We start from the raw sequence: 22,294 nt of genomic DNA, 5'->3' as shown, positions 1-22,294 counted from the left end.
GCACAAAGATAGGGAATATAAAGAAATCGTATCTTTGTATTATGCAAAATCCTAAAATCAAAGCTGTCTTTTTCGATATAGACGGTACGCTTTTAAGTTTCAAGACACATCAAGTTCCTTCCTCTACCCAAAAGGCAATCGAACAATTGCAAAGACAGGGGATTAAAGTCATTTTGTCTACTGGCCGTTCCATTAATAGCATTGATCATGTTAAATTTTTGGATTTTGATGGGTTTATTACCTTTAATGGCGGCTATTGTGTAACGCAAGAAAGTGATGTACTGTTTAAACAAGCTATCCATCCAAATGATATAAAAGCAGTTTTGAAGTATACGGAAGAACATCCGCTAAGCTTTTCTCTTATGTCCGAGAAAGAAATCACTATTTATGATGTGACACCGGAAATAGCAGGGATGTATGCACACCTAAATCTTCCTGTCCCTCCTTTAGTGGACATAAACAAAGTTGATCCCTCGAGTATTTTACAAACTAATATATTCCTAGGGCCGGAAGAAGAGGACGTTTTTATGAAAAATGTCATGCCGAACTCGATTGCATCCAGATGGACACCTCTTTTTGCCGATGTGAATCCGAAAGGACAGAGCAAACAAGTCGGAATAGATATTTTCTGCAAGCATTTCGGATTAGATATTGCCCAAACGATGGCATTTGGAGATGGCGGAAATGATATTACGATGTTAAAGCATGTAGCTATTGGCGTGGCCATGGGGAATGCTAACCCCGAAGTAAAAGAAATCGCGGATTACATTACAACGGATGTAGACAACGATGGTATTTGGAATGCTCTACACCACTTTAACGTCATATAGAAAAGCATGGGCGCAAAGTTTTACGCCCATACAAAAATTTATTCTTCAACAAAACTTTCTTTAGCTGCCAAATAACGTTCAGCTTCTAATGCGGCCATACAACCGGTACCTGCTGCTGTAATGGCTTGGCGATATATATGGTCTTGTACATCACCGCTTGCAAAAACACCAGGTATATTAGTGGCGGTACTATCCGGCTTCGTAATCAGATAGCCTGTCTCATCCATATCAAGGATTCCTTTAAACAGCTCTGTATTAGGTTTATGACCAATAGCCACAAAGAATCCTGTAACATTTAAATGCTTTATTTCCTGTGTCTGGTTGTTCACAACCCGCACACCTGTAACCCCTGATTCATCACCTACTATTTCTTCTGTTTCCGAGTTGTACAACACTTCAATATTCGGTGTATTTATCACGCGATGCACCATAGCTTTAGAAGCCCGGAATTCGTCACGACGCACCAACATATACACTTTCCGACACAACTTGGCTAAATAAGTTGCTTCTTCCGCTGCTGTATCCCCCGCACCTACAATCGCCACATCTTGGCCTTTGAAGAAGAAACCGTCGCAAACCGCACAAGCAGATACACCAAATCCATTATATTTTTCCTCCGAAGGCAATCCCAACCATTTTGCGGTAGCACCCGTCGCAATAATAACTGTTTCTGCGGAAACCCATGTCGAACCGTCGATCTCTACTTTGTGTGTACCGCCATCTCTCGAAAATTCTACTTTCGTAGCGTAACCAAAACGCACTTCCGTTCCGAAACGTTCGGCTTGTGCCTTTAGATCTTCCATTAAAACAGGCCCCGTAATACCTTGGGGGTAGCCTGGAAAATTATCTACTTCAGTCGTCTGCGTCAATTGTCCTCCTGGAACAATCCCTGTATATACTACGGGATTTAAATCGGCTCGAGCTGCGTAAATTGCCGCTGTATACCCCGCAGGCCCTGATCCAATAATCAAGCACTGTAAGTGTTCTATTTCTGTTGTATTTGTCATTTTTTAATTCGTAACTTATCACTTAAAACTTATTTCCCAAATTTTCCCTGAAGTTGTTTAAGCATATCTTCCGTAATAGGTTTAGCAGGAGTCTGTTCCTTCGTTGGACGAGGCTTATGTATCTCTACCCGGCTATTTTGTTGCTGTTCTTTCTTTTTATTTCGATGTGTATTCCACAGTTTCTCTAACACCTTTTTGGTATAGCGTGGAAAATCGCCTTGCTGCATCCAGGCATAATAGCTAGGTTCCACCTCAAATACATCGACGACCTTTCTACCTTTGTGCTTACCAAAATTGATACATGGATCGCCTTCCTCATCGTACACCAAACGGCCGGCAAAATCAACCGGATTGCTCAGATTGGTAAACCGATGCAAAGCTTCCACGTCGTTTACGACAGGAGTCGTTACATTCCCGTGTTTATCTTCAAAGGCTATTCCTTCATATTTTGACAATTGCGCCTTTAATACTTCGTAAGTTGCTCGTACATCAGCCTCCGCAGTATGCGCATTTTCCAATGATGCGTCACAATAGAACTTATAGGCCGCTTTCAAAGTCCGTTGTTCCATTTGGTGAAAAATATTTTGTACGTCGACGAAAGCTCTCCCCTCTAATGAAAAATCGACTCCGGCACGCAAAAACTCTTCCATCAACATGGGTACATCAAATTTATTCGAGTTATAACCAGCTAAATCAGCGTCTTCTATAAAGTTTTTGATTTCTTCGGCTCGTTCCCTAAAGGAGGGAAGATCTTTCACATCTTCATCATAAATCCCGTGAAACATAGAAGATTCAGCAGGTATTGGGATTTCGGGATTAACCTTCATCGTCAATACCTCTTCTTTGCCTCCAGGAGATATCTTCAATATAGATAACTCAACGATACGATCTACGGCAATATTTACCCCCGTAGTTTCCAAATCAAAAAAAGCCAGGGGGCGTTTTAATTGTAATTCCATCTAATAGCGATTGATTATAAACTCTCGTACAACAAATGTACGAAACTCTTCGGTCTTGTTAAACACATCACGGATTAATGACACAATTATCACGGTAAAATAAAAATCCCCGATTTTCATCGAGGATTTGCTTTTCGTATGCTAAAGGATATGTTACCCTAATATACTTTTCAATGTATTTACCTGATAGTCGGCTAGTTTTTGAAGCGGACCAGAGGCCATCATTTTCATCATCATATTAAGTTCAGCTTCCATCACAAATGTCGCGTTGGTGGTATTTATACCTTTATCTTCCAGCTTCCATCGTAAGGTAAGCGCAAACGGGGCGTCTTCTATTGGCACACACACGATTTCCTTATTCACTATTCGCTGACTTATTTTCAACGCCAGTTTTGCCATATTCTTGATGGAAAAACGAGCTTCGTCTTCGGTGGACGACCAGTTTTCAATGTTGTTGGGCATAAGCTGTTCGTGATTATTCATATCCGCTAAAAACGCATATACCGCTTCTATAGGCTTCTCAATATCAACACTGTTTTGAATAATGGTCATATGCTTTATTTTTAATACATTATTTTCCAGTCCACGTCGACGGATCTTTACGCCATTGTTCCAACAATGCCACATCAGCATCCAATATATAGCCGTTGTTTACGGCGACTTTGATAAGTGCCTCGTAGTTGCACAAGCTAAAGAATGGACATTTAGCATCTGCAAAGTTTTTGACTGCTTGATCAAACCCGTAGGTAAAGATCGAAACTAGTCCAACCACATTGCACCCCGCCTCACGCAATGCTTCTACAGCCTGCAAGCTGCTCTTTCCGGTAGATATCAAATCTTCCACGACGACTACACGCTGCCCACTAACAACTTCTCCTTCAATAAGGTTTTGACGACCATGGTCTTTCGCACTGCTGCGAACATACGTAAATGGTAAACCTAGATCTTGCGCAACCAATACGCCTTGAGGTATTCCCGCTGTTGCTACACCTGATATCATTTCAACAGTTCCGAACTCCTCCTGAATCAACTGTGACAGCTGTTGGCGAATATAAGTTCGGATTGCCGGATGTGATAATGCAATACGATTATCACAATAAATTGGAGATTTCCAACCCGATGCCCACACAAAAGGGTTTTTAGGTTGTAATTTTATTGCTTTAATTTGCAATAAGGATTCAGCAATTTTTTGTTCAACCTCATTTAACTTATTCATGGCACAAATTTATAAAATTTATATGAACGAATCTCAGCTTATTTTGGCTGATTTTCTACCAAAGAAACTGTCTAATGTTCAAACAATTGGTTTACAAGACATTGATCTTGAAAAACTTTTTCAAGCATCTAAACAGAAAACAACAAAGGGCATTACCTATCTCTATATACATCCCGATGTAACGAAAGTTTTTAAATCCATCTTGCAAAAGCCCGAAATTATAAAAGCCGCTGGTGGATTGGTTAAAAATGGAGAGGGTGAATATCTATTTATACACCGGTTGGGAAAATGGGATTTGCCCAAAGGCAAAGTAGAAAACAACGAAAAGATGAAAGAAGCGGCTATCCGTGAAGTAGAAGAAGAGTGTGGTATCCGTATAAATTACATGGGGTCCAAGCTCCAAACTACCTATCATACGTATATGATGCGCGGGAGGTTCGTTCTCAAGCAGACGAATTGGTATGAGATGGGGGTTAATAAATCACCAAAATTGATTCCACAAACAGCGGAAGACATTACCGATGCTCGTTGGATTGATAAAGACGATTTTGATATGGTTTTGGAAAACACTTATCCATTAATTTCACAAATTATAAAGGATATATAGTTAATCTCGTTTCCTCACCCCCGTCCAATTCTAATGTTATAAACCCATTTTCAATGGTTAAACTCTCGCCGTTTTGTTTAATGGAGGAGATATAGGCGGGAACTTTTAATTTAAACGCATTGGCAACGGATGCTTTCAGCATTAACGATGTGATTTTTTTGTCTTTCCATTGTATGCTCACTTCTGCTCCGCCACGCACCCGCAATCCCTTAACATTTCCATCAGGCCACACATCAGGCAGTGCCGGAAGTAGTTCTATATACCCATTATGACTTTGAAGGAGCATTTCTGCAATGCCAGCGGTACCGCCAAAATTTCCGTCAATTTGAAATGGAGGGTGACTGCAAAACAAGTTATTATACGTTCCACCCCCGCTGTTCATTTTTATTTCGCTTCCTGCGGTCGGCTCAAGCAGGCTTTTTAACAACTTATAGGCACGGTTGCCATCATGTAACCGCGACCAAAAATTTACTTTCCATGCACGAGACCAACCAGTACCATCATCACCTCGTCGGTTAAGTGTTTCACGGGCCGCAGCAGCCAGTTCAGGAGTCGTTGCTGGAGAAATCTGGTTTGATGGATATAGTCCATATAAATGCGAAACATGACGATGATTAGGTTCTACTTCCCGATAATCCTGAAGCCACTCTTGTAAATACCCTTCCGCACTGATTTGCATAGGCGGTAGCTTCGCTAAAACTTCTCGTATCTTAGTTGTATTTTCATCTTCTATATCCAGTATTTTAGCTGCTGAAAGCGTGTTCGAGAACAACTCATTGATAATCTGCACATCCATTGTCGGTCCCATGCACACAAATATGGGCACGGAGTCTCCCGAGAGATAAAAAGCGTTTTCGGGGGAAGACGAGGGGGCGGTTACCAGCCAACCATGCTCGGGCTCAGCAATCATACTGCTGAGGAAAAATTTTGCCGCACCCATCAACACCGGATAAATGGAACGTAAATATGCTTTATCTTCCGTAAAGCTATAATGTTCCCAAAGATGTGCACATAGCCATGCTCCACCCGTATTGGTAGCACCCCATGAAGCATGTTCACCTGGAGCGGTAAACTTCCAGGGATTGCTCATCATGTGTGCCACCCATCCGTTAGCATCGTAAAATTTTCGAGCTGTAGCTTCCCCCGATGGCACTAATGACTTTGTAAAATCGATCAGCGGCCGGTGCAGTTCCGAAAGATTACACACTTCCACCGGCCAATAATTCATTTGCACATTTATATTCAAATGGTAATCACCATTCCACGGTGTCTGTATTTGGTTTGCCCACAAACCTTGCAAATTAAGCGGAAGCGAGTTTTCATTTGTCCCGCTGATCATTAGATAACGCCCGAACTGGAAGTACAGCGCGGCAAAGGCAGGATCATCGTTTGATTGAAAGCTAATAAGACGTTCGTTTGTCGGCGTAACATTATCTTGAACGCCTAGATCTAACTCCACACGATCAAATTTATTCTTGTACGTAGCGATATGTTCCTGCTTCAACTTGTTGAACGATATATTTTTTGCTGTTGTTAACAGATTGTCAACCGTCTCCTTATAGTTTTCATCGAGCATATCGGTAGAAGTAGAGAGCAGAATCACAGCTTCATCGGCATTATTGATCTGTAAAGAGCTGTCACTTGCGATCAACTCGCCACCTTTATTCACAATCTGCAACTTGGTCAGATAGCGTATGCCTTTGTCGGTGTTGTATCCGTCATTTAATTGCCCTTCCATAAAAATAATGTTGTCGCTTACCCAAACTGTTGCTCGTTCCGGTCGACTTAGATGTACTTCAAACGAAATTGACTTTTTCCTATCCGCTACGATACGGACACCTAATATATCATGCGCTTGAGAAGCAAAATATTCACGGGAATAAGTCGTATTACCTTTTGTAAATTGGGTGGAGGCGACGGCATCGTTTAAAGAGAGTATACGCTGATAGTTAACGGTTTCCTCGTTTTGTGGATACTTATAACGAATATGCATATTACCCAGCATTTGAAAACAACCATAAGGGGCATCTTTTCCCTTACCAAAAGCTGATCCCAGTCCGCCACTGCGGAAATGCGCATACATCAAGTTTTGTGCCGCCATATTCTTTCCCGAAAGTAATAGCTTACGAATTTCTTCAAGATGGTCAAATGCTGTTGGGCTAAGTGCGTCGGGGTCTTCACTTCCAGACCACATGCTGATATCATTCAATACCACGAGTTCCGTATCAATGGCCCCATCAGGCATCATGCCTATACGGCCGTTCCCTAAAGGCAGCGTCTCCTCCCACATATTGGCCGGAGAATTATAAAGCAGTATCCATTCGTTAGACTTCTGCGCGGTACATGAAAGCACCAAAATACCCATATTTACAAATAATAGCGCTATTTTTATGTTTGGTTTTAAATACATGGTTGCCTAAGCAGTTGTTTGCAGCAAATTAACAAATATCCCTTAACTTATCCTCAAAAATAAGAATAAAACAAAGGGGGCAATTGCCCCCTTTGTTCGCTATCACAAACTAAACTACATATAAACATCTACAATCTTAACCTTCCGTACTTTCGGTCACTGGCGTTTGCCTTTCTATCGTTCCTTTTTTTCTAAACTCCCCTCTTGGTGCTTTAGATTTACCTTTGCGACGCTGCGCATAGCTCTCTTTAAGTTGCTCATTTTGCTCCGGTGTCAGTATTTTCTCCATCTTTTCCTGCGAACCTTTCATCTCTTCGCGCCATTTGCTTTGCATATTTTTCATTTCATCCCGATGAACTACTACCCGTTTCGCTTGTTCCAATTGAACAGCATATACTTCAGCACGCTGTGCATCCGTAAATTTCAAACGCTTATCTAAATGGTCTGTTTTTACTTTTGCCATCTCTTCAGGTGTACGATTTGTTATCTTTTTCTCCATGCGGGGATGCTTACGCTCTCTCTTAAAGGTATGGTCTGTCTCTTTTTGTTCCTGCGCAAACGTTGCGAAACTAATTCCTGCAAACAATACTGATAATGATAGTGCCTTTTTCATCTTTTTAGTTATTTAATTATTTTCCGTTTCTTATATAGTAGTAGATTCCGAAACGGTAGAAACGTTTAATACGAAGCCGTTAAATAATGTTAACAGGAAAAGTTCTATTGAAAAAATAAATAAGTTAAAATCAGCCAGTTTGTAAAAACAACAAAAATATTTTTTGCAAAACCTAAAACATCTCCTATATTTGCAACGTCAAACAAGGACACAGCACGCCCAGCTGGCGGAATTGGTAGACGCGTTGGTCTCAAACACCAATATCTTCGGATGTGCCGGTTCGACTCCGGCGCTGGGTACTTTTAAGGATGCGAGCCGTTGACGGTTCGCATTTTTTGCTTAAAAACCCTGTTTGAACGACATAGACACACTCTTGACACGAATGTTTTGGTAATTCAAGCCGAAAGTTTTGTAGACATTTTGCAGACATAGTTCGCGTTAGAAAATTGTTTCATCCGCCTTTATGAAAATCTAATACGTCCATCTTAAAATAAGGTTAACGTCAGCTCTCTTTAAACTAATGTATTGATAAAGTAATATAACGGTAATATCTGAAAAGGCTGTATATCTTTGACAATTTCATAAAACAATTTTCTGTTTCGAGGGTTATTCTTATGGCTTCTAATTAGCTTTGGAAGCTTTTCTCCTACATTATCATGAAAAACATCTACATGTATAAAAAAAGAACAATAATTATATCAAATCGATTACCCGTACGCATTGAAAAACACGAAGGTACACTTAAATTTATTCCAAGCGAAGGAGGCCTAGCGACGGGACTAGGCTCTATTTATAAAAAAGATAACAATATATGGATTGGATGGCCAGGATACATACCTGATTCCGAAGAAGAAAAGGAAATCATCAAAGAAAAATTAAAGGAATTAAACCTTATTCCCGTTTTTCTCACAATAGAACAGATAGAAGGATACTATGAAGGATTTTCAAACGAAGTGTTGTGGCCTATCTTCCACCATCGATTGTCATACGCCGTATACAAACAAGAAAATTGGCAGTATTACAAGGAAGTAAATCAGGCATTTTGTGATACGATCTGGGCACAGCAGCTGGATGCGAAAGATGAAATATGGATTCATGATTACCAGTTGATGTTACTCCCCAAACTGATCCGCCAAGACGACGAAAAAATATCCATCGGCTATTTTCAGCATATCCCCTTTCCCCCGGACGAAATATTTCGATGTATTCCCTGGCGGAATGAATTGCTGGAAGGTTTACTAGGTGCTGACCTTATCGCCTTCCACACCTATAATGACACACAACATTTCTTAAATGCGTGTACTCATATTATAGGACTTACTATAAAGAACAATTCATTGCAAGTGGGTGATCGCAGCGTTTATGCAGAAGTTTTTCCCATGGGTATTGACTATAATAAGTTTCGTTCTCTAGCGGAGAGCCCCGAAGTTCAAAACCGCGCACGAGCGATAAAAGAACAATACCAAAATCGTAAAATCATTCTTTCTATCGACCGATTGGATTATAGTAAGGGTATATTAGAGCGATTGCATGCCTTTGAAGACTTCCTGATCAACTGGCCAGAATATCACAGTCAGGTCGTGCTATATATGTTAGTCGTACCATCCAGAGACACCGTACCCCAATATAAACGGCTTCGTGACGAAATAGACCGGATGGCCGGACATATCAATGCCGTATACGGCACAAACGCATGGACACCCATCGCCTATTATTATAATACCTATCCAGTAGAAGAGCTTTCTGCTCTTTATACCGCTGCTGATATATGTTTGGTCACTTCTCTCCGGGATGGTATGAATTTGGTATGCAAAGAATATATCGCCAGTAAAGAAAATAGTTTGGGGGTATTAATCTTAAGCGAATTAGCAGGCGCTTCCAAAGAACTGTTAGACGCAATTCAAGTTAATCCCAACGCCATCAACGAAATTAGTAATGCCATTGCACAAGCCTTGCAGATGCCTAAAGAAGAACAACGAAAGCGGATGGACGACAGCATTGAAATTGTAGAGAAATTTAACATCAACCATTGGGTCAAATTATTCTTTAACCGCTTACGGGAAATTAAAATTATCCAGCGGAATGAAATGTCACGTAAGGTCCGTGACGAAGTCAGAGAAACGATTTTCAATACATACCACAATAGCCAAAAGCGATTATTCTTTCTAGATTACGACGGTACATTAATTGGTTTTCATAAAGATGCCGATGCAGCTGTTCCGACAACTGGATTGTATAGCATTTTGGAGAAATTACAATCCGATAGCGCGAATCAAATTGTCATTATTAGTGGGCGTCCTCGGGAAACGTTAGAACGCTGGTTTGGCGATAAAGATTATTATTTAATAGCCGAACACGGCGCATGGACAAATTATCCAGCTTATGAGTGGATACCACGATCCCAGCTTTCCACACGATGGAAAATCCCCGTAAAACACATTATGTCGAAATTTGCGAACCTTACGGCTGGGGCTTTTATTGAGGAAAAAACATATTCTCTGGCGTGGCATTACCGAAAAGCACAACAAGGACTAGGTCAATTACGTTCGCAAGAACTTGTCGATGCGTTACGCTATCTCATTCCGCATCATGGACTTCAATTGCTTCAAGGCGACAAAGTAATTGAAGTAAAAAATGGCGAAGTGAATAAAGGTATGGCGGCCCTGGAGATCGTTAACGACTACGAACCTGATTTTATCTTCGCCATTGGTGACGACGTGACCGATGAGGATATGTTCATCGAGCTTCCCGCCGGCGCCTTTACGGTGAAAGTCGGAAATAAGAAATCCGAAGCACAATTTTATGTTGAAAGTCAGGCGGACGCCGTGAAACTCATTAATTATTTTGTAGAACAGATTGAATCGCAGCCGCAAAGCAGCAATACAAGTCATTAAACTATAAACATATGAACGAAACAGTAAGACACAAATACAATTCTGGTATTATAGGTAATTGCGCTTATATCGCACATATTGAAAACGACACCAATGTAAATTGGTTATGTTGGCCATCCTTTCAAGACTCCTTTGTGTTTGGTGGCTTATTAGATAAACAACTTGGCGGAACATTCCGTATTTTACCCCATGAAGAAACGATAAATAGCAAACAGTTCTATCTGGAGAACACCAATATTTTATGCACCGAAATAGAAACGAAAGATGGTGTTTATCAAGTTACGGATTTTGCGCCTCGTTTTGAACAATATGAACGTTACTACAAGCCCCTCACGCTTATCCGTAAAATTGAGCCCATGCGCGGAAACCCTAAAATCCGGGTAATATGTGAACCTACCTATGAATACGGTGGGAAATCCTTCCATAAATACCGAGGCAGTAACCACGTTCAATTTGAAATGGAACACATCAAGATTCGTCTTGCGACCAATATGCCGATCAGTCATTTTTTTGATGACAATACCCACGTCCTTAGTCAACCCATTTATTTGATACTAACTTACGGAAGTCCATTTGAAGCTCCTATCGCTCGCACAGCAGAGGATTTTCTCCTTCGAACAAAAGAATATTGGTATAAGTGGGTGAAGAATGCATCGGTACCCGCGTTTTATCAAAAAGAAGTCATCCGATCTGCGTTAACGCTCAAAATGCACCAATACGAAGATACCGGAGCGATTATCGCAGCCAGTACGACAAGTTTACCCGAATACCCAGGGTCTGGAAGGAATTGGGACTATAGGTTTTGTTGGTTACGCGATAGCTATTATGTACTAACGGCGCTCAGCCACTTAGGGCAATTTGAAGAAATGGAAAAGTACGCCTCCTATATCGCCAATATTACACAAAATGATACAGGCAGGTTACAACCACTCTATGGTATCATGGGACAATCAGATTTGGAAGAGTATACCATCCCGTATCTGGATGGCTATTTAGGAAATAAACCTATCCGCGTAGGCAATCAAGCTTCGGAACACATCCAGAATGACGTATATGGACAAGCGCTGATTGCGTTGCTTCCCCTGTTTTCTGACCACCGTTTTCGCCACCAGAACCTACACGCCGCAAAATCATGGACACACCTTATTCTTCAGAAAATGACGCAGACCATCGATGAGAAAGATGCGGGAATATGGGAGTTCAGAAATTTTCAGAACCGTCATTGCTATTCGAACTTGTTCCAATGGGCAGGAGCTACAGCAGCGCTTAAAATCGCTAAACAATACGGTTTCGAAGACATTGAGGAACAAGCCAATACGATTCGTACACAGGCCGAAAAGCATATAGAGAGCTGTTATGATTCGGAAAAACAGGTATACACCAATGCTAGTGAAAGCCAAAGTCTTGATGCATCTACGCTACAGCTCATTATGATGGGTTATCTAGATCCCTCATCAGAAAAAGCGAAGAAACATCTTCAACAGCTGGAAAAGGAACTCAAAGGCAAACATGGCTTATTTTACCGCTATTTGCACAAGGACGATTTTGGGAAGCCAAAATCGACATTTCTAGTGTGTGCGTTTTGGTACGTAGAAGCCTTGGCTTGTGTTGGTCGACTAGAAGAGGCCCAAGATGTGTTTAAACAGCTTTTGTCTTTTGCGAATCATCTTATGCTTTTTAGTGAGGACGTCCATGAAGACGATGGTTCACAATGGGGTAATTTTCCACAGGCCTATAGCCACGTGGGATTAATAAATGCTGCCTATCGTATTGCTGTAAAATTGGATAAGCCTACTTTCTTTGATAGTTTATATGAATAAGAGGTGGCTTAAGCCACCTCAAACTTATATCCTACTCCCTTCACCGTAGAGACGTAATGATCGCCGATTTTTTCCCGAAGTTTACGAATATGCACGTCGATAGTTCGGTTCGTAACCACCACGGAGTCTTCCCAAATGGCTTTTAGGATCTGCTCTCTGGTAAACACCTTATTCGGTTTGGAAGCCAAAAGATAGAGCAATTCAAATTCTTTCTTGGCCAGGACAATCTTCTCACCGTCACGATATACTAGAAAAGAATCCCGATCAATAACCAAATCCAAAATTTCTAGTTTATCTGTTTGATCAACGCCCGATTCTGTATTATTACGCCGTAATATCGCATTGATGCGGCTCATTAAAGCACGTGGTTTAATAGGTTTCGCAATGTAATCGTCAGCACCTACATTAAAACCGGCTATTTCAGAGTACTCTTCACTTCGGGCTGTAAGAAACACCATAAATGTTTGCTTAAATTCGGGCATAGAGCGCATTAGCCGACATGCTTCTATACCATCCATTTCCGGCATCATGACGTCTAAAATAATTAAATCTGGATTAACCTGCTTAGCAACTTCTATTCCTTCCTTCCCGTTGTATGCTTGATAAACTTGATAACCTTCTTTCGTCAGACTGTATGATATTAAATCAACGATATCTCGTTCATCATCTACCACTAGTATTTTTTGATTGGCATTCATTGTTGTTTTTTTGCTAAATTATGTACTAAATGGTAAAACAACGTTAAGGATGTGTTATCAAATTGTTAACTGCTTAACAGTTGTTAAATATCTTCTTAATTTAAAGTTTGCTGCAAAAATTCAGCTAGCGCCTTACCTCTTAAATTTTTAGCTAGTATCTTCCCCTCAGGATCTAGTAAATACGATGACGGAATCGCTTTAATACGATAGTTTACAACCAAATCAGAACTCCAAGCCTGCAAATCGGAAACTTGCGTCCAATCTAAATTATCCGCTTCGATCGCTCGTATCCAACTACCTGGATTATTATCCAACGATACACCCAACACCGTAAATCCTTTATTCTTATAGGTATGGTACAGCTTCACGATATTAGGATTTTCCTCTCTACACGGCGCACACCACGAAGCCCAAAAATCAACCAGTACATATTGTCCTTTAAAATCAGAAAGTTTTACAGCTTTGTTATTCGGTGTAAATGATTCGATTTCCGGCGCCGGCTGCCCTACAGCCAACCGCTTTAGTTTCTTTGCTTCCTCTTTAAATTGAGACACATAACGATTATCCGTGAATGCATCTTCAATTTCATCTGCATAAGTGATAATCTCTGCTTCAGCAATCTCGGGGTCTAATGTACTCATAGCATAAAACCCCGCAAGATTTTTATGTTGTTCCGCAAATGTTACCACTTGCTGCGTATACGCCGCTAATTTCGATTTAAACTCCGTTAAGTAATCAAAGCGTAAACTTTCGATCTCTTCGGCTGACTTATTTAAGGTTGCTTTCGCAAACGCACCTTGTAATGAGTCCTGAACCAGTTCTTTACGACGTTGGTAAGGGGCAAACTCTTTTAACGCTGTCGTCAACGCGGAGCCTTCTACCTGATAATCCTCTGGATGATGCATATCGGCAACAAATTTCAAGGGCTCACCGGGGGTCAAAATGACAGGATACTTATTGTTCCCTAGCACGACAGAAAGCAAGCGAGGCTGTGTAGCCTGCCGCTCAAATTTAAATTTATTTCCATCGGCAAGGTAGACAGAATCTAACTTTCTATCACCTTCGTGAAAAGCAATGACCTTCACATTCCCCGGGTTGTCTATGTACCCCGATATATGAATTACATCCTTGTTCGAACACGCAGAACACAACACCATCAATGCCCCCAATAAACCAGCTATTTTCCTCATTTCTATTATTTTACAAAATCTTTTGCCCGAGCAATTGCTTTCGGAAGTCCTTCGACCAACTTTCCGCCAGCCGTCGCAAAAAACGGCTGTCCGCCTCCCCCACCTTGAATATCTTTCGCCAAATCCTTAACAATAGCTCCGGCATTCCATCCACGTGCTTTTGCCAAGTCATCAGAAATCATTACGGTTAAGTTGGGTTTTCCATCAATCTCTGCTCCCAGCACCACAAATGCGTTGTCCAAAGCGCCTTTCAAAGCATAAGCCAATGTTTTCACCGCATCAGCACTAGGGAGATCAACTATCAGCGATAAAAAGTTAACACCATCCACCTGCTCCACTTTTGCTTCCAATTCCTTTTTCATCTGCAAGGATTTTTCGCGGATATGGTTCTCCATCGCTTTTTTCAGTTCATGGTTCTCGTTCAACACTTTCTCCACCGTCGAAACGAAATCTTTCGGATTGTTCATCAGCTCCCGCATTTTGTCCACCAATTCAAACTGTTCGCGGATTACCGCAGCTGCTTTCGAGCCTGTTATCGCTTCGATACGTCGTACACCGGCAGCTACTGCAGATTCCGATATAATCTTGAAAAAACCAATCTGGCCGGTGCTCCGCACATGTGTACCGCCACAAAGCTCCTTCGAAAAGACGTCGTCAAACGTAATCACACGCACATAATCGCCATATTTTTCACCGAATAATGCGCGGACACCAGTCGCTATCGCTTCCTGATATGGAACTTGACGTTCTTCTTTCAGTGCAATATTCTCCCTTATTTTCGCGTTGACGATATCTTCTACCTGTTTTTGTTCTTCCGGCGTAATCTTCGCAAAATGCGAAACGTCAAAACGCAATATATCCGGAGAGACCAATGAGCCTTTCTGATCGACATGATCTCCCAGCACCTGTCTTAAGGCAGCATGTAATAAATGTGTAGCGGAGTGATTGCTTTCCGTATCAAGCCGTTTATGCTTATCCACGACCGCTTTGAAATCACCTTCTAATACGGGCGGAAGTTCGTTTACAAAATGTACAATAAGTGCATTTTCTTTTTTGGTATCGGTAATATAGACCTTTTCGTTGGCGTCAGAGATCAACCACCCAGAATCTCCGACCTGTCCTCCACCTTCCGCATAAAATGGCGTAACGGATAAGATAAGCTGATATTGTTGCTTACCTTTTGACGTGACCTTTCTGTATTTCAATAGCTGTGTAGTTGCTTCTAGGTAGTCATATCCGACAAATTCTGTCTCATCACCATTCGATACCGTAACCCAATCGCCAGTATCAATTGCTGTAGCAGCACGCGAGCGTTCTTTCTGTTGTTGCAGGGCGCGCTGGAACCCCTCCATATCTACGCGTAGTCCTTTTTCCCGTGCCAATAGCCCGGTAAGGTCTATCGGAAAACCATAGGTATCAAACAATTCAAAAGCAAAATCACCCTCGATTGCACTATGTTCAGCAATGTAGTTCTCAAAACGTTGTATACCTGTTGTTAGCGTACGTAAAAAAGAAACCTCTTCTTCCAACACCACCTTCTGTACAAAACTCTGCTGTTGTATAAGTTCATCGAACACACCTTCAAATTGCTTCGCCAAAAGCGGGACCAGCTCATTAATAAACGGTGTTTTGAAACCAAGAAAAGTGTAGGCATAACGCACCGCTCTACGCAATATACGCCGTATAACATAACCTGCTTTATTGTTGGAAGGCAGCTGCCCGTCAGCAATTGCAAAACTCACGGCGCGTATATGATCGGACAATACACGCATAGCGATATCGGTCTTCTCGTCAGCACCATACGTTATTCCAGCCCTCTCTGCAATAAATTGGATAATAGGCTGGAAAACATCCGTATCATAATTCGACGTCTTCCCCTGGATAGCACGTACCAAGCGTTCGAATCCCATGCCCGTATCCACATGTTTTGCCGGCAGGGGCTCCAATTTTCCACTCTTCAATCGGTTGAACTGCATAAATACCAGGTTCCATATCTCGATAACCTGTGGATCATCGGCGTTGACCAGTTGTTGCCCTCTTATGGCTTCACGTTCCTCATCCGAACGCATATCATAATGGATTTCTGAACAGGGGCCGCAAGGTCCGGTTTCGCCCATTTCCCAAAAGTTATCTTTTTTGTTACCCAATAAAATCCTATCCTCCGCTACGTGGCTCTTCCAGAGATCGTATGCTTCACTGTCCCGTTCCAGCCCTTCTTTTTCATCTCCTTCAAAAATGGTCACATACAACCGATCTTGATCCAGTTGATATACTTCTGTGAGCAACTCCCAAGCCCAAGCAATCGCCTCCTTCTTAAAGTAATCACCAAACGACCAATTGCCCAACATTTCAAACAACGTATGGTGATAAGTATCAATACCGACTTCTTCCAAATCATTGTGCTTCCCCGATACGCGTAGGCATCGTTGCGTGTCGGTCACACGTGTATGCTTCGGAAGCGTCTCTCCCAAAAAAATCTCCTTAAACTGGTTCATCCCTGCATTGGTAAACATCAACGTGGGATCATCTTTCACAACAACTGGAGCGGAAGGCACGATATCGTGTGATTTGTTCTTGAAAAAACTTAAAAAAGCTTCGCGTATTTCTTTGCTGGTCATGGAATCCTATATATACTTATTTTCGAGGTACAAAAATAGCTAAAAATGCTTGCTCTCACAACGCTTAGCATATAGCGTATACAGTAACCTACTTTTAAATTCTTAAAACCACTTATTATTTGTACTTTTATACAGTAATCATCGACTTATAATGAAGAAGATCTTAGTACCGACTGACTTTTCGGAAAACGCATTTTTGGCTGCCCGATATGCCGCGGAAATGGCTAAAAAGCACCAATACAGTTTGCATATTATTCATTTCTACACAGCAGTTTCATCCGGTTTTGACGAAAACGAATTGGAAGGAGAACGTGTGCAATCTGACGTATTAAAGGCCGATCTGACGATGAAAGAATGGGTACATCGGCTTCAAGACCAATACCCTGACACACCGATATCTTATCATAATGATCGCGGACTTTTGGAGGAGGCACTCCCTAAAGAAGCAAAAAAGGAAGATTATGTCGCTATTGCCATGGGAACAACAGGAGCATCAGCAAACAAAAATATATTCTGGGGAAGTAATACAGCATTAATTGTCGCAAAATCACCTATTCCGGTTATTGTCATACCCAATATCGAATACATTCCGACAGTAATAAAAAAGGCAGGATTATTAACGAATTTTAAACAAGAGGAATTGACAACGCTTCAAGAGTTTGTCCATATTTTCAAACAGGAGATCGACGTTGCTCTTATCCACGTATACAAAGAAAGTGAAAAGGTTGCTTCGGTCAACAACCGGATAGATTCATGGGCTTTTAATGTAGACGAGTTTTCAGCGGTACGGCAAACCAATAAACTCATAGCGCCTACTTTAAAAGAGGATAAGAACCAAGATACGATACCAGAAGTTCTCAGCACCTTGATCGATACCCAGGACATCGACATTATTTTAGTTTCAAAAACCCGAAAAACATTTTTTGAAAGATTGTTTACGTCATCGGTATCCAAAGCCATGACATTGAAGCTGCAAAAGCCGGCTTTTTTTGGAAAAACTATATAAACAATATACCCATGAGCAAAATATTAATACCCGTTGACTTTTCCGAGGATTCGCTAACTGCTATTCAATATGCTTGTCAGCTTATTTCGCAAAATGAACGAAAACAAGAAGTAGACTTCGTCCATGTTTTCACGCATCATTCTAATTCGTATGTAAACCGGCAAGCCTACCCTATTGAAGATCCGCAGGTGAAAATATCGGAAAAGGATATGGAAAAACTCTTAGCAAATATCCGAAAAGAACATCCAGATATTACGTTCAACAGTATATTCAAAGAAGGTAACCTTTTTGAAGAAATCAGCAAGATAACAGCCGGATTTGACTACGATGCTGTTGTCATGGGAACGAAAGGCTCCTCCGGATTAGAAGCGATCTTTCTAGGCAGCAATACGTATGATGTTATACTCAACACCAAAACTCCCGTTCTTGGCGTTCCGCAAAATACGAAAGGACTCCAGAAAGATCGAGTAGGCTTGCTCTGTAATTTTAAAGAGGGTGAAATAGAGGTACTCCAGCATGCCATTAGGCTTATTGGCAATGAATTCGAACTGGTATTGATTTACGTAAACAAAGACGACCGCCGTATCAGCGATATAGATGTACAGTTCAAAGGCTGGATCGAAGAAATCATTAACCGGACTGGCATTCAGAATATTTCGTATACGATAAAACCCCAAGTACTTTATAATCGGGCGGCAGAAAATGTATCGCATGCGATTTCTAACGTTTTAATTGACGAACAGATAGATTTCTTACTCATTACCCGTAGCCGTAAAAGTATTTTCCGACGATTGGTAGAGGAAAATATTGTGCGTAAAATGGCCTACAATATGACCATACCGACCTTGTTCGCTCCTGTACGAAGCAAATAAACGATTTTTCTGTAAAAACATTCTTCCTCTTGTAGCATAGTTGCTACAAGAGATTTTTTTCTATTCGATTTCAGGACTGCCCACTCGTTTCACATTACTTTTGGCAAAACAATTGCTTAGCCATACGTGTTCATATAATCAAATAATTATTAATAGCTCTTATATGTGGAATTTTAACTTAAAAAATGTAGCGATTGCAGGGATGGCCAGTTTATTGGGTAGCGTCTCTGTTGCGCAAGCACAAAAACAAGCAAGTATTGAAGGTACGACTCCCCTAGGTGCGGAAACACAATACAGAACCTGGTCAATAGGGCTGAATGCCGGCGTATTGAACCAGTCTAACATCTTTGGTTTCAACCGCGACGGTTTTGACAAACTCGAACACAACCTCGGGTATAGTGCCTACATTAAAAAACAAATTTCTCCATCTTTCGGCCTAAAAGCACAATATATGGGCGGGAAAGTTGCTGGTAAAAATGAAGATGCGACCGGAACAGCTATTGCAGCATTTGAAACAAAAGCACCTTGGTCGGCCGCCTTGTCAGGTGAATGGACAATGGCCAACACCAACTGGCGTTTCTTCAACAGCTTTGTCAAACCTTATTTCGCAGTAGGTCTTGGCGCACTGAATTTTGAAACAACCGTAACCGATGCAGATGGTGCAGCAACGACACATGATGCAACTACCAAATTATATGTACCTGCAGATTTCGGGTTCAAGTTTGCAGTTGCTAGGGGCATCAACATTGACCTAGGCTATCAGCTAAATTGGGCAAACCAACATTTTGATGGACAACCAGGCGGTACATTTAAAAATGATTTGTTCTCCTATGCACATGCTGGACTGGAGATTACCTTGGGCAATAGTTCTAAACCAGCACTCAACAACTCCAATCCTGTTGCGACACTGGTAAACGACTACAGCATGAAGTATGACGACCTAAAAGCACAAAACGACGCGTTAAAACAGGAGAACCAGGCATTGTCTTCTCGCCTGTCCAGTTTAAACAGCGATTTGCAAGACGATGATGGTGATGGTGTAGCCAATAAATTTGATAAATGTCCGGAAACACCTGCAGGCGTCAAAGTAGATGGATCCGGTTGTCCTCTTCCGGAATTAAAACACGAAACAAAAGTAATCGAAAAGATCGTCGTGACAGAAGAAGATAGAAAAGTGGTGGATGAGGCTATTAAAAACCTAGAGTTTGATTTAGGGAAATCAACTATCCGTTCCACCTCTTACCCTTCATTGAATAGTGTAGCTGCACTTCTTATCGAGAAAAACTTCAGCTTAAAACTTGCTGGCCACACTGATAATACCGGTTCTATGCAAACGAACATGCGTTTATCGAAAGAACGTGCGGAGGCTGTCAAATCCTATCTCGTTTCCAAAGGAGCGAACGCTTCCCGCATTGAAGCTACAGGCTATGGCCCGACACAACCTATTGCTACCAATGCGACAGCAGAAGGTCGTCAACAAAACCGTCGCGTAGAATTTACGCTATACTAAAACTAGTAAACATTAAACAGTAAAATAAAAATGGCTGCGCTATAGTATAGGCAGCCATTTTTTATTATAATCTTGCTCAAAAAAAGAATATTATTTTTTGTTTTCAAATATTATCCCTATCTTTGCACCGCCTTAGGCAATAGAGCCTATTGTATAATTTATTTCATGAACCCATTTTTAGACTTGGGGATCCGTCATGAAGTTGTTAATGCCATCACTGAGATGGGTTTCGAGAAACCATCTCCTATTCAGGAAAAAGCCATTCCTGTTTTATTGACTGGTAACGACGATTTTGTCGGATTAGCCCAAACCGGCACAGGAAAGACAGCGGCATTTGGTCTTCCACTTTTAGAGTTAATCGACTTTACTCAAAAGCATCCGCAGGCTTTAGTATTATGTCCTACGCGTGAGCTATGCTTACAAATCGCAAAAGATTTAGAGAAATTTGCTAAGTACATTGACGATGTACACGTTGTTGCCGTTTACGGTGGCGCAAATATTTCTGACCAATTACGCCAGATTCGTCGCGGTGTACAGATTGTCGTAGCTACCCCTGGACGTATGCTAGACATCATCGGCAGAAAAGCAATCGACTTCTCCAATGTGAAGTATGTTGTATTGGATGAAGCAGATGAAATGTTGAACATGGGATTCCAAGAGGATATCAACAACATTCTTTCGGAAACGCCCGACACAAAGAAAACATGGTTGTTTTCAGCAACTATGCCAAAAGAGGTACGTCGTATAGCACAAAACTACATGACCAACCCTCAAGAGCTTACCGTTGGCACAAAAAACACCGGTAATGCAAACATTGAACACCATTATTATGTCATTAAGGCTAGGGACAAATATGCGGCGTTCAAACGTATTGTAGACTATTACCCAGAGATTTTCGGTATTGTGTTCTGTCGTACAAAGATTGAAACACAAGAAATAGCGGAAGCTTTGGTAAAAGATGGCTACAATGCCGACTCGTTGCATGGAGACTTGTCTCAACAACAACGTGATAAGGTAATGAAACGCTACCGTGATCGCAGTTTGCAACTATTAATTGCAACAGACGTAGCGGCTCGTGGTATTGATGTGAACGATGTGACACACGTTATTAACTTCTCCCTACCGGATGAGGTTGAAAATTACACACACCGTTCCGGTCGTACGGCCCGCGCCGGAAAGACCGGTGTCTCCCTTTCCTTAATTAACGTTAAAGAATTAGGAAAGATCCGTCGCATCGAAAAAATCATAGGCAAACAGTTTGAAAAGAAACAAGTACCTCAAGCTGGCGAAGTCGTTGAAAAACAACTTCTTGCTATGACGGATAAAATACGTAACGCGGAGATCAACGAAGAAAGAATCGCTCCATACCTTCCAAGTATTATGGAAAGCATGCAAGATTTGTCAAAAGAAGACATCATTACACGTTTCGCTTCGCTAGAGTTTAACCGTTTCTTAGATTATTATCAAAATGCACCAGACTTGAACGTTGATGCTCGTGAAAGTGATCGTGGAGAACGTGGTGATCGCGGAGAACGTGGTGAACGCAGAAGCAGAGCTGCTTCAAACGGATACACACGCTTGTTCATCAACCTTGGTTCTGTAGATGAGTTTTCACGTGGTGATATGCTTGGTCTTATTTGCGATGCCGCAAATATATCTGGAAAATCAGTCGGAAAAATCGATATGAAAGGTGTATTCACTTTCTTCGAGGTACAAGATGCAGAGGTAAACAAAGTATTCGAAGGCTTCCAAGGTACAGAGTACAATGGCCGCGCAGTTCGCGTTGAAGTATCTGGCGACGAAAGTCACAGCGGTGGTCGCTCTAGAGGCGGCGACGGCGGCGGAAGACGCAGAAGTGGAGGTGGAGATAGAGACAGAAAAGGAGGTTCTTTCAGAGGCGACAGACGTAGTTCTGGTGGCTTCGGTGGTGGAGAGCGCTCCGGAAGACGTCAGTCTTCTTCTTCTCGCTCTAGATATTAATCATTACGATTTATCATTATTTAAAAGCCGGGTTTTCTGCATGAAAATCCGGCTTTTTTCTGTT

Annotated in this window: 17 protein-coding genes and 1 tRNA gene; 9 read left to right on the top strand and 9 right to left on the bottom strand. The window is 41.5% G+C overall.

The window, feature by feature from the left end:
* Positions 1 to 41 precede the first annotated feature (41 nt).
* Positions 42 to 830 (top strand): Cof-type HAD-IIB family hydrolase, encoded by a 789-nt coding sequence (locus tag H8B06_RS00505; RefSeq protein ID WP_190992328.1) that lies wholly within the window; start codon positions 42 to 44, stop codon positions 828 to 830.
* A gap of 38 nt (positions 831 to 868) precedes the next feature.
* Here the strand turns inward: H8B06_RS00505 and trxB are convergent, their stop codons facing one another.
* From trxB to pyrE, 4 genes are all read right to left on the bottom strand, one after another.
* Positions 869 to 1,837, bottom strand: a complete 969-nt coding sequence (gene trxB / locus H8B06_RS00500; RefSeq protein ID WP_190992327.1) for a thioredoxin-disulfide reductase — start codon at positions 1,835 to 1,837, stop codon at positions 869 to 871.
* 29 nt (positions 1,838 to 1,866) lie between these two features.
* Entirely contained in the window at positions 1,867 to 2,796 is a 930-nt protein-coding gene (locus H8B06_RS00495; RefSeq protein ID WP_190992326.1) for an exonuclease domain-containing protein, read from the bottom strand.
* Between the two features lie 153 nt (positions 2,797 to 2,949).
* Positions 2,950 to 3,348, bottom strand: a complete 399-nt coding sequence (locus H8B06_RS00490; protein WP_190992325.1) for an SRPBCC family protein — start codon at positions 3,346 to 3,348, stop codon at positions 2,950 to 2,952.
* A gap of 19 nt (positions 3,349 to 3,367) precedes the next feature.
* Positions 3,368 to 4,012, bottom strand: a complete 645-nt coding sequence (pyrE, locus tag H8B06_RS00485; RefSeq protein ID WP_190992324.1) for an orotate phosphoribosyltransferase — start codon at positions 4,010 to 4,012, stop codon at positions 3,368 to 3,370.
* 22 nt (positions 4,013 to 4,034) lie between these two features.
* Here pyrE and H8B06_RS00480 point away from each other — a divergent pair, with 22 nt between their 5' ends.
* Positions 4,035 to 4,619, top strand: a complete 585-nt coding sequence (locus H8B06_RS00480; RefSeq protein ID WP_223857392.1) for an NUDIX hydrolase — start codon at positions 4,035 to 4,037, stop codon at positions 4,617 to 4,619.
* Here H8B06_RS00480 and H8B06_RS00475 read toward each other — a convergent pair.
* Together H8B06_RS00475 and H8B06_RS00470 are read right to left on the bottom strand one after the other, a co-directional pair.
* Positions 4,603 to 7,029, bottom strand: coding sequence for a glycoside hydrolase family 95 protein (locus H8B06_RS00475; RefSeq protein ID WP_223857391.1), 2,427 nt, complete (start codon positions 7,027 to 7,029; stop codon positions 4,603 to 4,605). The genes H8B06_RS00480 and H8B06_RS00475 overlap by 17 nt on opposite strands.
* A 136-nt stretch (positions 7,030 to 7,165) precedes the next feature.
* Positions 7,166 to 7,642, bottom strand: coding sequence for a hypothetical protein (locus H8B06_RS00470; RefSeq protein WP_190992322.1), 477 nt, complete (start codon positions 7,640 to 7,642; stop codon positions 7,166 to 7,168).
* Positions 7,643 to 7,859: 217 nt separating this feature from the next.
* On the opposite strand from H8B06_RS00470, the gene H8B06_RS00465 reads away from it, so the two are divergent.
* The 3 genes from H8B06_RS00465 (at position 7,860) to H8B06_RS00455 (ending at position 12,356) form a co-directional block, all read left to right on the top strand.
* Positions 7,860 to 7,941, top strand: a tRNA-Leu gene (locus H8B06_RS00465).
* A 372-nt stretch (positions 7,942 to 8,313) separates the two neighbouring features.
* Complete coding sequence (locus H8B06_RS00460) at positions 8,314 to 10,536, top strand: bifunctional alpha,alpha-trehalose-phosphate synthase (UDP-forming)/trehalose-phosphatase (protein ID WP_190992321.1); 2,223 nt, start codon at positions 8,314 to 8,316, stop codon at positions 10,534 to 10,536.
* A gap of 11 nt (positions 10,537 to 10,547) precedes the next feature.
* Entirely contained in the window at positions 10,548 to 12,356 is a 1,809-nt protein-coding gene (locus H8B06_RS00455; RefSeq protein ID WP_190992320.1) for a glycoside hydrolase family 15 protein, read from the top strand.
* An 8-nt stretch (positions 12,357 to 12,364) separates the two neighbouring features.
* Here the strand turns inward: H8B06_RS00455 and H8B06_RS00450 are convergent, their stop codons facing one another.
* From H8B06_RS00450 to alaS, 3 genes are all read right to left on the bottom strand, one after another.
* Positions 12,365 to 13,054, bottom strand: a complete 690-nt coding sequence (locus H8B06_RS00450) for a response regulator transcription factor (RefSeq protein WP_190992319.1) — start codon at positions 13,052 to 13,054, stop codon at positions 12,365 to 12,367.
* Positions 13,055 to 13,149: 95 nt separating this feature from the next.
* Positions 13,150 to 14,244: a TlpA disulfide reductase family protein gene (locus H8B06_RS00445; protein WP_190992318.1), complete on the bottom strand. Its 1,095-nt coding sequence runs from the start codon at positions 14,242 to 14,244 to the stop codon at positions 13,150 to 13,152.
* A gap of 5 nt (positions 14,245 to 14,249) precedes the next feature.
* Positions 14,250 to 16,862 carry an alanine--tRNA ligase gene (gene alaS, locus H8B06_RS00440; protein ID WP_190992317.1) on the bottom strand — a complete coding sequence of 871 codons (2,613 nt, stop codon included), beginning with the start codon at positions 16,860 to 16,862 and terminating at the stop codon, positions 14,250 to 14,252.
* A 151-nt stretch (positions 16,863 to 17,013) separates the two neighbouring features.
* Here alaS and H8B06_RS00435 point away from each other — a divergent pair, with 151 nt between their 5' ends.
* The 4 genes from H8B06_RS00435 (at position 17,014) to H8B06_RS00420 (ending at position 22,230) form a co-directional block, all read left to right on the top strand.
* Complete coding sequence (locus H8B06_RS00435; RefSeq protein WP_190992316.1) at positions 17,014 to 17,868, top strand: universal stress protein; 855 nt, start codon at positions 17,014 to 17,016, stop codon at positions 17,866 to 17,868.
* Positions 17,869 to 17,879: 11 nt separating this feature from the next.
* The gene (locus H8B06_RS00430) at positions 17,880 to 18,740 is read left to right on the top strand and encodes a universal stress protein (RefSeq protein WP_190992315.1); all 861 of its coding nucleotides are present in this window, start codon (positions 17,880 to 17,882) and stop codon (positions 18,738 to 18,740) included.
* 163 nt (positions 18,741 to 18,903) lie between these two features.
* Positions 18,904 to 20,250 carry an OmpA family protein gene (locus H8B06_RS00425; RefSeq protein ID WP_190992314.1) on the top strand — a complete coding sequence of 449 codons (1,347 nt, stop codon included), beginning with the start codon at positions 18,904 to 18,906 and terminating at the stop codon, positions 20,248 to 20,250.
* Positions 20,251 to 20,415: 165 nt separating this feature from the next.
* Positions 20,416 to 22,230 carry a DEAD/DEAH box helicase gene (locus H8B06_RS00420; RefSeq protein WP_190992313.1) on the top strand — a complete coding sequence of 605 codons (1,815 nt, stop codon included), beginning with the start codon at positions 20,416 to 20,418 and terminating at the stop codon, positions 22,228 to 22,230.
* Positions 22,231 to 22,294 lie beyond the last annotated feature (64 nt).

Source organism: Sphingobacterium micropteri (assembly GCF_014692515.1).
Taxonomy (GTDB): domain Bacteria; phylum Bacteroidota; class Bacteroidia; order Sphingobacteriales; family Sphingobacteriaceae; genus Sphingobacterium; species Sphingobacterium micropteri.
This window is presented reverse-complemented; position numbering and strand designations above follow the sequence as displayed.

Bases quoted from the DNA above. Each gene is read 5' to 3' on its own strand.
- trxB (WP_190992327.1), bottom strand. From the start codon at position 1,837: ATGACAAATACAACAGAAATAGAACACTTACAGTGCTTGATTATTGGA.
- alaS (WP_190992317.1), bottom strand. From the start codon at position 16,862: ATGACCAGCAAAGAAATACGCGAAGCTTTTTTAAGTTTTTTCAAGAAC.
- H8B06_RS00445 (WP_190992318.1), bottom strand. From the start codon at position 14,244: ATGAGGAAAATAGCTGGTTTATTGGGGGCATTGATGGTGTTGTGTTCT.
- H8B06_RS00495 (WP_190992326.1), bottom strand. From the start codon at position 2,796: ATGGAATTACAATTAAAACGCCCCCTGGCTTTTTTTGATTTGGAAACT.
- H8B06_RS00430 (WP_190992315.1), top strand. From the start codon at position 17,880: ATGAGCAAAATATTAATACCCGTTGACTTTTCCGAGGATTCGCTAACT.
- H8B06_RS00420 (WP_190992313.1), top strand. From the start codon at position 20,416: ATGAACCCATTTTTAGACTTGGGGATCCGTCATGAAGTTGTTAATGCC.
- H8B06_RS00425 (WP_190992314.1), top strand. From the start codon at position 18,904: ATGTGGAATTTTAACTTAAAAAATGTAGCGATTGCAGGGATGGCCAGT.
- pyrE (WP_190992324.1), bottom strand. From the start codon at position 4,012: ATGAATAAGTTAAATGAGGTTGAACAAAAAATTGCTGAATCCTTATTG.
- H8B06_RS00460 (WP_190992321.1), top strand. From the start codon at position 8,314: ATGTATAAAAAAAGAACAATAATTATATCAAATCGATTACCCGTACGC.
- H8B06_RS00450 (WP_190992319.1), bottom strand. From the start codon at position 13,054: ATGAATGCCAATCAAAAAATACTAGTGGTAGATGATGAACGAGATATC.
- H8B06_RS00490 (WP_190992325.1), bottom strand. From the start codon at position 3,348: ATGACCATTATTCAAAACAGTGTTGATATTGAGAAGCCTATAGAAGCG.
- H8B06_RS00435 (WP_190992316.1), top strand. From the start codon at position 17,014: ATGAAGAAGATCTTAGTACCGACTGACTTTTCGGAAAACGCATTTTTG.
- H8B06_RS00475 (WP_223857391.1), bottom strand. From the start codon at position 7,029: ATGTATTTAAAACCAAACATAAAAATAGCGCTATTATTTGTAAATATG.
- H8B06_RS00480 (WP_223857392.1), top strand. From the start codon at position 4,035: ATGAACGAATCTCAGCTTATTTTGGCTGATTTTCTACCAAAGAAACTG.
- H8B06_RS00470 (WP_190992322.1), bottom strand. From the start codon at position 7,642: ATGAAAAAGGCACTATCATTATCAGTATTGTTTGCAGGAATTAGTTTC.
- H8B06_RS00455 (WP_190992320.1), top strand. From the start codon at position 10,548: ATGAACGAAACAGTAAGACACAAATACAATTCTGGTATTATAGGTAAT.
- H8B06_RS00505 (WP_190992328.1), top strand. From the start codon at position 42: ATGCAAAATCCTAAAATCAAAGCTGTCTTTTTCGATATAGACGGTACG.